This is a genomic window from Corynebacterium drakensteinense (assembly GCF_041224285.1).
Lineage (GTDB): Bacteria > Actinomycetota > Actinomycetes > Mycobacteriales > Mycobacteriaceae > Corynebacterium.
In genome coordinates this window covers 20,152-32,462 of the sequence record NZ_JAXOFP010000014.1, presented here as the reverse complement: position 1 = coordinate 32,462, position 12,311 = coordinate 20,152, and the positions used below count along the sequence as shown (strand labels likewise).

Here is a 12,311-nt window from a genome sequence, read left to right as displayed (position 1 = left end):
GACGACACGCCTACTTCGCGTTGCGCACCATGACCCCGGCGACAACGCCGCCGATGAATCCGCACAAGTGCGCCTGCCAGGACACCCCGGGCATCGTCGGAAAGATCCCCCAGATCAGACCGGAATATACGCTCGCGATGACCACGCCGATAGCCAGTTGGCCCAAACTACGGTTGAAAATGCCGCGCACCAGCAGGTAGGCGAACCAGCCATACAGCACACCGGAAGCACCGATGTGCACGGTGCCAACCCCGCCGATCAACCACGTGCCCATCCCGGCGACCAGCACGATGATCAGCGTAGACTTCAACCACACATAACGCCCGGAAGCAGCAATAAAGAACGTAAATAACGCGCCGGGCACCGTATTCGAGATCAAGTGTGCGAAATTACCGTGGATCAGCGGCGCGGTAAATACTGTCCACCAGGCGGTGGTATCCAGCGGATGTACGCCATAGGCCAGCAAGGACCCGCCCAGGACAAACTCGTTGGCGATGTGCACGGCCCAGATCACGACGACGTAGGTCGTGGCGTAACTCATGCCGGTTTTCAGCCGATGCCCCACCCCAACGCGCGCGGGGTTCGCGCCACCGCGTTGCGCTGGCACCTGCGAATTCAGTGGCGCTGGTGAATTGGAAAAGCCAGGGTTGTGGGCACCGGAGTAGTTCGGGTTGAACTGGCGGAAATTGTCGCGGGGCGGTCGGCGGAAGCTTGGTTCCATCGGGTGCGTCGTCTCCTCGTTATCTGCGGCTGCTACTCGGCGCCGGTGGCTGTTACTCTGCGCCGGTGGCTAAACGTGCATACGTCGGCAGGTCATAGCCGGGTTCGGCATGGACCACCGCATCCACGATGGCGGAACAGACCACCTGTGAGCTTGCCGCGCACAGCGCTGTCATGGTTTCGGTATCTACCTTCGCCGGTTCCACCATGGTAGACGAGTCGGTGGAATGAGCAGAGCTAGCAAAGGTGGAAACCGCGAACAAAGTATCGCCATCCAGTGGGCTGTGGGCAGGTCGCACGGCCCACGAAATGCCATCGTGGCCGCACATTGCTAACCGACGCAGCTGGGCTTTATCGACCGGCGCATCCGTGGCGATCACCCCGATGGTGGTATTCAACGCCGCCGCTGGGCTGGGAAGTTCCGCGAAAGCTGCGGTATCAACTGGCGCGCGCTCTGGGTCGCCGTAGAGTTTGCCCGTCGCGGGATCAATCACCTCGCCCACCGGATTAGCGACCACCGCTGCCCACACGCGATAGCCTGCGGCAAAGGTGCTGGCTTGACCGAAACCACCGCGCAGTTTTCCTGCGGTCGCACCGCAACCAGCACCGACCGAACTCGTCGCCAAGCAACCCGGCGCGCGTCCGCCGGTGTGGTCCGCGAGTGCAGTGTGGTCTGCGAATGCTGCGGCCGTGGCTTGCCGGCCGTGGTCGGCACCTGGCCGGTTGTGGGGATCGCCCACCGCGAGGTCGAAAATCACCGCGGCTGGCACGATCGGCACCACCGGGCCAGCGTGGTCTGGGCCGAAAACGCGAAAGCCTGCCCCGCGTGCCTCGAGTTCTGCCATCGCACCGTCGGCAGTGGCAAGCCCATACGCAGAACCGCCGGCCAGCACAATCGCTTGTACTGCACCAACGGTATTTTCTGGAGCTAATAAATCCGTCTCGCGGGTGCCCGGACCACCGCCACGGACGTCGACACTAGCCACTGCGCCGTGCCCGGAGTCTGCTGCGGCGAAACTCACCACTGTCACCCCGGTATCGCCCAGGCTGACGTGGCCTACCCCGACCCCAGGCGGCGGTGTTGCAGGATCCAGCATCGCATACTCCAACATCGCGTACTCCGGCCTGTATCCCGCGGCTAATCTTCCAGCATCGCGTTGAGCAGGGAATCCTGGTTATACGCCAGCCATTCCACCAACGCGTCGCGGTCGGAAATCAACTCGGAAACTTTCTTATCAGTATTTGCCAAATACAACCGCGCGTCGTTCAAGCCAGCCACAAAGGCATGCACCTCGGATTCGTCCACGGTGATCTCGACGCCGTCGTTAACTTTCTCCGAAACCAACTGCAGGTTCTGCAGCTTCGCACGCGCAATGTCATTTTCGTGCAACGAGCGCAGCAGGGAGCGATCGCCGTCGTATTCCTCGTCGCCTTCGCGCTGGAAATCTGGGAACAGCCGCGCCAAGGCGGGGTCTTCCGGGGCTTCTTTGTGGCCGGATGGCATGTCCATCATCTCGGCCAGCTCGTCTTTCGGGGCAGACTGCGCACGCGCGATGATCGCTTCGACGACCGCGGCGATGATATCGCCCATCGCTTCGCGCTCGATGGGATCCAGTACGGTCTGGAATTTCGGGGTGCGTCGCAGCCCTTTCTTCTTGCGCCACGGTTGCATGTCTCGAAAGCTCCTTAGGTTGTCAACGGGTAATCAGCGGGTAGGGGCTGGGACGGGGCTAGCAGTTTGAGCGCTAGCCAGGTCGAGATTTAGCCAGCCTGCTGCATCGTCGCCCACAGCCCGGCGGTGTGCAGCTTTTTTACGTCGGCTTCTACTTTATCGCGCTCGCCAGAGCTCACCACGGCTTTGCCTTCGGAGTGCACCTGCATCATCAGCTCCTGCGCACGGGATTTCGAATACCCCAGAACGGTTTGGAACACGTAGGTCACATAACTCATGAGGTTGACGGGATCATCCCAGACGATGCACATCCACGGCAGATTCGCACTGGTAGCGACCTCAACGTCGACTTCCTCATCCAACTCCGGGCTTGCCATCGGGCTGGACGCGGTCACGTTCATAGCATCAGACATGCGCGTATACATGCCAGCCATTCTACTGTCTCCACCCCACGATTTCCGGACCCGCGCACCAGCCGCCGTCGACATGCAGGCCAGGGCCCGTCGCCAAGCAACCCGGGTGTATCCTTGGCGGGTGTGAATTCTTTGCAGCCCACCGGCGCTTCGACCGCACTCTTGACAGATAAATACGAGCTGACCATGCTCGAAGCCGCGCTTGCCGACGGCACCGCCCACCGCAACGTCACCTTCGAGGTTTTCACCCGACGCTTGCCGACGGAACGCCGCTACGGCATCGTCGCTGGTACCGCCCGTGTGCTCGAGGCGATCCGCGATTTTCGCTTCACGGAAGCCCAGCTGGAACAACTGGATTTCTTGCAACCAGAAACCATCGAATACCTGCGTAATTACCGCTTCAGCGGGCAGGTCGACGGCTACCGCGAAGGCGAATTGTATTTCCCGTCCTCGCCAATTTTGACGGTGCGCGGCACGTTTGCCGAATGCGTCGTGTTGGAAACCGTCGTGCTGTCGATTTTGAACGCTGATTCTGCCGTGGCTTCTGCGGCTGCGCGTATGGTCTGTGCTGCTGATGGCCGTTTCATGCTGGAGATGGGCTCACGGCGCACCCACGAATATTCCGCGGTCACCGCCGCGCGCGCTGCCTACCTGGCTGGATTTGATGCCACCTCGAACCTGGAAGCTGCCAGCCGTTACGGCATCCCCGCGCAAGGTACCGCCGCCCACGCCTGGACACTGCTGCATGTCGACGACAATGGCCAGCCCGATGAAAAAGCAGCTTTTGCCGCTCAAGTCGCCCGCCACGGTGCAGATACGACGCTGCTGGTCGATACCTTCGATATCACCCAAGGCGTGATCAACGCCGTCGAAGCCGCCGGAACCGCGCTCGGGGGTGTGCGCATCGATTCTGGTGACCTAGGTGCGCTGACCCGCCGGGTGCGCAAACAACTCGATGAGCTTGGCGCGAGCGAGACCAAGATCGTGGTTTCTTCCGACCTCGATGAATTCGCAATTGCTGGTTTACGCGGCGATCCCGTCGACGTGTTCGGTGTGGGTACTTCCGTGGTCACAGGTTCGGGCTCTCCCACCGCTTCACTGGTGTACAAGCTCGTGGAAGTCGAAGGCAAGCCTGTCTCGAAGCGCTCGTCCGGAAAGGTCTCCGACGGCGGCACGAAAGCCGGGCTGCGCACCTACCGCGCCACCGGGGTAGCGATCGAAGAAATCATCTATCCGCTGGGTAGTGCCACGCCGGAGCATTCAGGGGCAGAAACCCGTGAATTGACGATCCCGCTGATCCGCGACGGTGAAATCGTCGACGGTGTGGATGATCTGCAAGCCTCCCGCGAGCTGGTTGCCGCTGGTATTGCCAGCCTGCCGTGGGAAGGTTTGGCGCTGGGCCGGGGTGAACCTGCAGTTCCCACCCGTTTGGCTGGTTTTTAGATGGCAGACTCGCTCGCTGGTGACCTAGGTTCTGCTGGCTCCGCTGGTTCGGACGCTGGCGCTGGTTCTGGCGCTGGTGCAGACAACCCCTCGGGTGCTGCAGCCGATGCCGCAAGCACCGAAAAACTCCTGGCCACTGCGGTCTCGGGTTTTGGCGGCTCGGACCGTCCCGGGCAGCGCCGCATGGCCAACGCCGTCGACAAGGCTTTAGGCTCTGGGCGCCACCTCGCAGTGCAGGCCGGCACCGGCACCGGCAAGTCACTCGCCTACCTGGTGCCAGCATTTCGGCATGCCCAACAGACCAATACCTGCGTGATCGTCTCGACCGCCACGCTTGCCCTGCAACGCCAGCTCATCGAACGCGACCTGCCACGGCTGGCAGATAGCCTCGAGCCCGTCATGTCGCGTCGGCCGACCTTCGCCATCATGAAGGGCCGCTCGAACTACCTGTGCATGAACAAAATCGCACAAGCACAGCTGGAACCAGAACTCGCCGCCGACGCAGAACAAGCCGAACACGAAGCCGACGCCGCCACCCCGTCGACAAGCGGTACGAGCGCCGCACGCGGCACCCCAGAACCGATCACCTGGCTCGGCAAACAAATCGCCAGCCTGCACGACTGGGCCCAAGAAACCGAGACCGGCGACCGCGATGACCTCGACACCAGCGTCAGCGACGCCGCCTGGCGCCACGTCTCCGTCAGTTCGCAAGAATGCCTCGGCGCCGCCCGCTGCCCACACGGCGTGGAATGCTTCGCCGAACAAGCCCGCCAGGCTGCCCGCGAAGTCGACGTCGTCGTCACCAACCACGCGATGCTCGCCATCGACGCCATTTCTGAGATCGATACCCTGCCCGAACACGACTGCGTGATCATCGACGAGGCCCACGAGCTCGACGCACGCATCACCTCGGCCACCACCGCGGAGCTCTCCCCGCGCTCGCTGACCTTGGCCGCCAACCGCGCCGGGCCGCTCGGTGCAGAGGGCAAGGATTCGCGCCTGAAGGATCTCGCCGAGCAGTGGCGCATCACTACCGAAGCGCTTGACGACGGGCGCTGGACCGATCTCGACCACAACGCCGATTCTGAGCTGACGGCGATTGCCGACGCGCTGAATTCACTGCGCGCGACGTTGAAAGACGCGCCGGAAGGCGAGGCCGCGAACGAGCCAGAGACCGCAGCCGAGCGCAATAATCTGCGCAACCACTTGGCGACCCTGGAAGAGACCGTGCACCGGATCCAGGAAGTCTTCGAAACAGACGATCCCGCCGCACAGGACGACGTCGTCTGGCTGGAACGAAACGAGCGCTATGGCGATACCCTGCAGGTCGCGCCGCTGTCAGTGGCAGATTTGCTGCGCGACCGTTTGTTCGGCGAAAACACCGTGGTGCTGACTTCAGCGACCCTGACGCTGGGTGGGCGCTTCGACGCGATGGGCGCGCAATGGGGGCTGCCGAAAGGGAAATGGGACAGCTTGGATGCGGGCACACCGTTTGATCCGGCGAAGTCTGGGATCTTGTATGCCCCACGGCACCTGCCGCAACCGGGCCGCGATGGTCTGGCCGCCGAAACCTTAGAGGAGATGCGCGAGCTCATCATGGCCGCCGGCGGGCGCACGCTCGGGCTGTTTTCTTCGAAACGAGCCGCGATTCAGGCTGCCGACGAACTGCGGCCGAAGCTACCCTTCCCGGTTTATGTGCAGGGCGAGGATTCGATTGGGGCGCTCGTCGAAAAGTTCAGCGCGAAAGAGCACTCGGTATTGTTCGGCACCTTGACGCTGTGGCAAGGCGTGGATGTGCCGGGTAAGGCGTGTTCTCTGGTGATCATGGACCGGATTCCGTTCCCGCGGCCGGATAATCCTTTGTTGCAGGCGCGCTCGGAGGCGGCCAAGGCTGCTGGGCGCAATGGTTTCATGGAAGTCTCTGCCACCCATGCTGCGCTGTTGATGGCGCAGGGAGCAGGCCGTTTGTTGCGCTCCGTCACCGACCGCGGCGTCGTCGCGGTGCTCGATAACCGCGTGGTGACGAAACGTTACGGGCAGTTCTTGTTGTCCTCGCTGCCGCCGTTTTGGCGCACCCAGGATAAAAAGACCGTACTGGGCGCGCTCAAGAGGTTGGTGCAAGGCTAGCGCTGCCGTGGCTGGGCTCGGCGCTTGCTGCTAATGCTGGTGCTCGGCTCAACGCTGGTACGAGCAGCTAGTTCAGGATAGTTCAGGCTAGTCCAGTGCGACGCGGTGGTAGCTGCCGTCTTCGCGATCCGAAGTATCAATCTCGGTGCGCGGAATGCCCATGATGTACAGCACTTCATCCAAAAACGGGTGGCTCACGGCCGTATCAGCGATTTCGCGTAAGGCCGGTTTCGCGTTGAATGCCACGCCCAGACCAGCAGCAGAAATCATGTCGATGTCATTGGCGCCATCACCGACTGCGACGGTTTGGGCCATCGTCAAGCCAGAATCTGCAGCAAATTCGGCCAAGAAATTCGCTTTCGCTGCCCGGTCAACCACCGGTCCAATGACCCGACCGGTGAGCTTGCCCTCCACGATCTCCAGGGTATTTGCGCGGACGTAGTCCAGTTCGAGCTCTTCGGCAAGATCTTCCAAGACCTGAATAAACCCACCAGAGACGACCGCCGTGCGATAGCCCATGCGGTTAAGCGTGCGAAGCGTGGTGCGTGCACCCGGGGTCAATTCGATAGCGTCGGCGACGTCCTGCACCACCGATGCGTCCAAACCAGCCAACGCCTTCACACGCTCGCGCAAGGATTCCTCGAAGTCCAACTCACCGCGCATTGCCCGTTCGGTCACCGCAGCGACCTCTGCCTCGCGGCCGGCATGCGCTGCCAACATCTCGATCACCTCTCCTGTGATCAAGGTGGAATCGCAATCGAAGCACACCAGGCGCTTACCGCGGCGTGCCAGCCCGGCCCGCTCGATAGCAATATCTACGCCCAGGTTGCTGGTCAGCTGTGCCAATGCGCCGCGGAGGTCTTCGCTCGCACCAGGCGCGGGGTTGGCCACGGAAACGAAAATCTCCAGGCCGGTCACCGGGTAATCGGCGATGCCGCGGATGCGGTCGATGTTTGCGCCGTGGTTAGCCAGCGTGGCGCCGATCGCGGACACCGACGCTGCCGTCACCGGGTTACCCAAAACCACGACGACGTGCGTCGAGCGTGGATCTGGCAGCAGGTTTTCGTCTTCGGTTCTGTATTCGATGGTGACCTGCTGGCCCAGCGGGTGCAGCGCGGTTTCTAGCGCCGTCGATAATTCCGCGAAGTGTTCATCAGCAATGCCAGTAAACGCCGCGAGCTGCAGGTGGCCCAGGAATTCTGATTGCTGCACATCGAGTAATTGCACGCCATAGTTGGCGAGCACACGGAAAAATTCTGCGGAGACACCTTTTTTGTCTTTACCACTAACGATAATGACTGCGCTGCGCAGGCCGTCTTGGAGACGAACGGTAGGTTCTACGCCGTCACTGGGCTTTGCGGCGTCGGTGGGCACTGCGGTATTAACTCGGTTCACAGTTAGGTCCTTGAAATATTTCTCTGTCGGCGGATGACGGGGCTAGTTTCGTGCAGAAAGCACTTGAAGAGGGCACTTCCGGATATGAGAATAAGCGAAACCCCCGCCGCCCACTAGGAGTGGATGGGCGCGGGGGTGAAACACACTAACTGGCGCTGGCGAGCTCTGCTGCACCGCTGTGGCTAGACAGCAGGACCAACGTCAGCATTGCCGGGTGTATTAATTTTTCGCGTGGGCACCAGAACCGGCTTCAACCTGGCGTGGCTGCTCGTGCGAGCTGGTGTCGTGGTGACCAGAGTGCGCTTCGGCGCGCATACGCTCAACCATGTGCGGGTAGTGCAGCTCGAATGCTGGACGCTCCGAACGGATGCGGGGCATGGAGACGAAGTTGTGGCGTGGTGGAGGGCACGAGGTTGCCCACTCCAGGGAGTTGCCGTAGCCCCATGGGTCGTCGACGGTGACGATCTCGCCGTAACGCCAGGACTTGAAGACGTTCCATACCAGTGGCAGAACCGAAGCACCGAGCAAGAAAGCAAAAACGGTGGAGATCTGGTTGTAGATGGTGAATCCGTCGGAATCCACGTAGTCAGCGTAACGACGTGGCATACCCATGTTGCCGACCCAGTGCTGCACCAGGAAGGTGCCGTGGAAGCCGATGAAGGTCAACCAGAAGTGGATCTTGCCCAGGCGCTCGTCCAACATACGGCCGGTCATCTTCGGGAACCAGAAGTACAGACCCGCGAAAGCGGAGAACACAACGGTACCGAACAGGGTGTAGTGGAAGTGAGCGATCAGGAAGTAGGACTCTGCCAGGTGGAAGTCCAGTGGTGGCGACGCCAGCATGACACCGGTCATACCACCGAAGAGGAACGTCGTCAGGAAGCCCATGGCCCAGATCATTGGGGTTTCCCAAGTGATGTGGCCCTTCCACATGGTGCCGACCCAGTTGAAGAACTTCATACCGGTTGGGATGGCGATCAGGAAGGTCATGAACGAGAAAAACGGCAGCAGGATCGCGCCGGTAACGAACATGTGGTGTGCCCACACAGCCATCGACATACCACCGATGGACAGCGTCGCGAAAACCAGGCCGATGTAACCGAAGACTGGCTTCCGGGAGAAGACCGGAACGATCTCAGAAATAACACCGAAGAAAGGAATAGCCAGAACGTAAACCTCTGGGTGGCCGAAGAACCAGAACAGGTGCTGCCACAGGATGGCGCCACCGTTGGCAGGGTCATAAATGTGGCCACCGAGCTGACGGTCGTACAAAACGCCCAGAGCACCGGCGGTCAGAACCGGGAAGATCATCAGTGCCAGAATTGCAGCAACCATGATGGTCCAGCAGAACACTGGCATGCGGAACATGGTCATGCCTGGTGCGCGCAGAGTCAGCAGGGTGGTCAGCATGTTCACGGCAGAAGCGATGGTACCGACACCGGTAGCACCAACACCGACGATCCAGAAGTCAGCGCCCAAGCCTGGGGTGTGGATCGAGTCAGCCAATGGCATGTACATCGTCCAACCGAAGTCAGCGGCACCGCCTGGGGTCAGGAAACCAGCCAGCATCACGAAACCACCGATGGTGGTGATCCAGAAACCGAATGCGTTCAGACGCGGGAAAGCCACATCCGGGGCGCCGATCTGCAACGGCAAGATGTAGTTAGCAAAACCCCAGACAACCGGAGTTGCGAACAAAAGCAGCATCACAGTGCCATGCATGGTGAACAGCTGGTTGAACTGCTCGTTGGACAGCATCTGCAGGCCTGGGGTGAACAACTCAGCACGGATCAACAGCGCCATCAAGCCACCGAGGAAGAAGAAGCTGAAGGACATGATCAAATACATGATGCCCAGCTGCTTGTGGTCAGTGGTTGAAAGAATTGTCAACGCCTTAGACCCGGTGCGTTCATGCCCCGTTGGTTGAGGACGTGTTGGCTCGACGTAATCTTCGAGCCGTGGCGCCACAGCGGTCATAATTCCTCCTAATTACGAAAGCATTCGCCGACTTCCCACGCACCCAACAGGGATCGCTCGAAAGACAGAAAATGCCAATTAATTACGTGTATTTATATTAGGACACTGCGAGCTTTTTAGGTAACCACTGAACGTTTTAGTTTTTCTTCGCGTTTCGTTTGTCTTGCGGCCAAGTTTGCCGTGCTAGCCGGCCCCACTCCGATGCTTGACGACGACACCCGAAACCCCACCGCTTCTCCCCTGCCGATAGACGGCTTAAGTGCGAGAACGCGAAAAACCTCAGCTGCCAGGCGGGCGGTTGTGACTGGTTCGTCACCCCGCCGGAGGTGAGCTATCCCACCGTGACTGCTGAGGTTGTTGTGAAAATTTCAACTTTCCGGAACTCGGACAATCCCCCGGTTGGTGTCATACTTTCGACGGTACTGCGCGAAAAGCTTGGTGCGTAATTGGTTGACGACGTTCGGCACCGGACGAAATTGGCCCGTTTTGCAAATAGGCATCAAAAATCGGGGGTTTTAGCGGCACTATTTGCAAAACGTGCAGGGCGGTGCCCCAGCCGCCCCGCAGAAGGCCCCCCGCCCTACACTCCGCCGGTGCGCCGAGGCCGCGGGCCTAGAAGTCCCAGTCGTCGTCGGTCGTCAGCTCAGCTTTGCCCATGACGTAGGACGAACCGGAACCAGAGAAGAAGTCGTGGTTCTCGTCGGCATTTGGCGCCAGCGCAGAGAGGATCTCCGGCGACACGCGCGTCTCATCGGCGGGGAACATTCCCTCGTATCCGAGGTTGTTCAGTGCCTTGTTCGCGTTGTAACGCAGGAAGCGTTTGACGTCTTCGGTCCAGCCGAGTTCGTCGTAAAGATCCTCGGTGTACTGCATCTCGTTTTCGTAAAGCTCAAACAAAAGCTCGAAGGTGTAGTTCTTCAGCTCTTCCTGGCGCTCAGCCGACTGCTTTTTCACCGACTGCTGGTACTTGTAGCCGATGTAGTAGCCGTGCACGGCCTCGTCGCGGATGATCAGGCGGATGATGTCGGCGGTATTGGTCAGCTTCGCGCGCGAGGACCAGTGCATCGGCAGGTAGAAACCGGAATAGAACAGGAACGATTCCAGGATCGTCGATGCTACTTTGCGCTTGTCTGGATCATCGCCGCGGTAGTAATCCAGCACGATGCGGGCTTTGCGCTGCAGGCGCTCATTTTCTTCCGACCAGCGGAAGGCCTCATTGATCATCGGCGTCGGGGCGAGCGTCATGAAGATATTGGAATAGGATTTCGCGTGCACCGATTCCATGAACGCGATGTTCGTCATCACGGCTTCTTCGTGCGGGGTTTGGCAATCGGGCAGCATGGTCACCGCGCCGACGGTTCCCTGGATGGTATCTAGCAGCGTCAAACCGGTAAAGACCCGCATGGTGGTCTCTTTTTCTTTGTCCGTCAGCGTCTTCCAGCTGGGAATGTCATTAGAAACGGGAACTTTTTCTGGCAGCCAAAAGTTGCCGGTCAGCCGGTCCCAGACCTCCAGGTCTTTATCATCCGGGATGGTGTTCCAGTTGATGGCTTTGACGGGTTTGTTCGGGTCGTTTGGGGCAGCACCAATTGCCATGGGAATACCTCATTCCGTCGGTGTTTTTCGATTAAAATTGAGCGTGCAATACGTCATGAAAGAAATGCCATCATCGGCAATACAGCCCAATTGCTCCCTTCCAATCTAGCCGGATTTTTGCTTGACGACGAACCACCGTCCGCGCCCGCAGAAACCGAATTACAGCGTTGAAAGAAAGCCACACGTGAGACCATCAGCCGCTTCTGAATCAGCTTCCGGCGCCGCCCCACTATTGGGGTCAGTCTTTGATGAACTCGGCCAAGAAATCGTCGCCGGAACCCACTCCCCCGGTTCACAATTCACGCTGCAATCGATCTGCGAGCGTTTCGGAATTTCGCGAACCGTCGCCCGGGAGACGATGCGGGCACTCGAACACGTCGGGTTGGTCGCTTCCAGCCGACGCATCGGCATCACGGTGTTGGAACAGCAGCACTGGGCGCTGTTTGATCCGGCGGTAATCAGCTGGCGGTTGGCGGCGGAAAGCCAGCGGCCTGCACAGTTGGCTTCGCTCAACGAACTACGCATGGCCGTCGAGCCAGTGGCTGCCCGCCATGCCGCGGAGCATGCCACTGCCGCGCAGCGCGCGGAGATTTTGGAATTGGCGGACAAGCTGCAGCGCTTAGCGAAAAAAGCAGCCACCCCGGATGCAGCAGCAGAAGCAGGGGCAGGAGGCCCGGGCGGTGCCGACAGTGCCGGCGTGGCAGCCGAGTTCCTGGAAACCGACCTGCGCTTCCACTCCCTGTTGCTGGAAGCCTCCGGCAACGAGATGTTTGCCGCGCTCGTGCCCGTGTTTTTTGCGGTCCACAGTGGCAAGACCGTATTCGGGGTGGAAGCAGATAAGCCAGTGGCCAACACCCTGGATTTGCATCAGGAGTTGGCCCACTATGTTCACGATGGCGACGGCATTCACGCCGAGCGCACCTCTCACGCGCTGTTGCATGAGGTAGCGCGCTCGCTGAGCTAATTGC

10 protein-coding genes are annotated in these 12,311 nt (G+C 60.2%); 3 read left to right on the top strand and 7 right to left on the bottom strand.

Going from position 1 to position 12,311, the window contains the following annotated elements; all coding sequences use genetic code 11:
• Positions 1-10: 10 nt before the first annotated feature.
• From U1140_RS08640 to clpS, 4 genes are all read right to left on the bottom strand, one after another.
• Positions 11-721 carry a rhomboid family intramembrane serine protease gene (locus U1140_RS08640; RefSeq protein WP_369847225.1) on the bottom strand — a complete coding sequence of 237 codons (711 nt, stop codon included), beginning with the start codon at positions 719-721 and terminating at the stop codon, positions 11-13.
• A 52-nt stretch (positions 722-773) separates the two neighbouring features.
• A complete protein-coding gene (locus U1140_RS08635; protein ID WP_369847224.1) occupies positions 774-1,817 on the bottom strand; it encodes a P1 family peptidase in 1,044 nt (347 codons plus the stop codon).
• 41 nt (positions 1,818-1,858) lie between these two features.
• Positions 1,859-2,392, bottom strand: a complete 534-nt coding sequence (locus U1140_RS08630; protein WP_369847222.1) for a DUF2017 domain-containing protein — start codon at positions 2,390-2,392, stop codon at positions 1,859-1,861.
• A gap of 89 nt (positions 2,393-2,481) precedes the next feature.
• Complete coding sequence (gene clpS / locus U1140_RS08625) at positions 2,482-2,817, bottom strand: ATP-dependent Clp protease adapter ClpS (RefSeq protein ID WP_306515265.1); 336 nt, start codon at positions 2,815-2,817, stop codon at positions 2,482-2,484.
• 111 nt (positions 2,818-2,928) lie between these two features.
• Between clpS and U1140_RS08620 the strand changes: the two genes are divergently transcribed.
• Together U1140_RS08620 and U1140_RS08615 are read left to right on the top strand one after the other, a co-directional pair.
• Positions 2,929-4,248, top strand: coding sequence for a nicotinate phosphoribosyltransferase (locus U1140_RS08620; RefSeq protein ID WP_369847221.1), 1,320 nt, complete (start codon positions 2,929-2,931; stop codon positions 4,246-4,248).
• Positions 4,249-6,375 carry an ATP-dependent DNA helicase gene (locus U1140_RS08615; RefSeq protein ID WP_369847220.1) on the top strand — a complete coding sequence of 709 codons (2,127 nt, stop codon included), beginning with the start codon at positions 4,249-4,251 and terminating at the stop codon, positions 6,373-6,375.
• 87 nt (positions 6,376-6,462) lie between these two features.
• Here U1140_RS08615 and serB read toward each other — a convergent pair whose 3' ends face one another.
• The 3 genes from serB to nrdF all read right to left on the bottom strand — a co-directional run bounded on the left by serB (position 6,463) and on the right by nrdF (position 11,343).
• The gene (serB, locus tag U1140_RS08610; RefSeq protein ID WP_369847268.1) at positions 6,463-7,749 is read right to left on the bottom strand and encodes a phosphoserine phosphatase SerB; all 1,287 of its coding nucleotides are present in this window, start codon (positions 7,747-7,749) and stop codon (positions 6,463-6,465) included.
• Between the two features lie 240 nt (positions 7,750-7,989).
• Positions 7,990-9,747 carry an aa3-type cytochrome oxidase subunit I gene (gene ctaD / locus U1140_RS08605; protein WP_369847218.1) on the bottom strand — a complete coding sequence of 586 codons (1,758 nt, stop codon included), beginning with the start codon at positions 9,745-9,747 and terminating at the stop codon, positions 7,990-7,992.
• A 612-nt stretch (positions 9,748-10,359) separates the two neighbouring features.
• Complete coding sequence (nrdF, locus tag U1140_RS08600; protein WP_369847217.1) at positions 10,360-11,343, bottom strand: class 1b ribonucleoside-diphosphate reductase subunit beta; 984 nt, start codon at positions 11,341-11,343, stop codon at positions 10,360-10,362.
• A 184-nt stretch (positions 11,344-11,527) separates the two neighbouring features.
• On the opposite strand from nrdF, the gene U1140_RS08595 reads away from it, so the two are divergent.
• A complete protein-coding gene (locus U1140_RS08595; protein WP_369847216.1) occupies positions 11,528-12,307 on the top strand; it encodes a FadR/GntR family transcriptional regulator in 780 nt (259 codons plus the stop codon).
• Positions 12,308-12,311: the final 4 nt, after the last annotated feature.

Bases quoted from the DNA above. Each gene is read 5' to 3' on its own strand.
- U1140_RS08640 (WP_369847225.1), bottom strand. From the start codon at position 721: ATGGAACCAAGCTTCCGCCGACCGCCCCGCGACAATTTCCGCCAGTTC.
- U1140_RS08635 (WP_369847224.1), bottom strand. From the start codon at position 1,817: ATGCTGGATCCTGCAACACCGCCGCCTGGGGTCGGGGTAGGCCACGTC.
- U1140_RS08630 (WP_369847222.1), bottom strand. From the start codon at position 2,392: ATGCAACCGTGGCGCAAGAAGAAAGGGCTGCGACGCACCCCGAAATTC.
- clpS (WP_306515265.1), bottom strand. From the start codon at position 2,817: ATGTATACGCGCATGTCTGATGCTATGAACGTGACCGCGTCCAGCCCG.
- U1140_RS08615 (WP_369847220.1), top strand. From the start codon at position 4,249: ATGGCAGACTCGCTCGCTGGTGACCTAGGTTCTGCTGGCTCCGCTGGT.
- ctaD (WP_369847218.1), bottom strand. From the start codon at position 9,747: ATGACCGCTGTGGCGCCACGGCTCGAAGATTACGTCGAGCCAACACGT.
- nrdF (WP_369847217.1), bottom strand. From the start codon at position 11,343: ATGGCAATTGGTGCTGCCCCAAACGACCCGAACAAACCCGTCAAAGCC.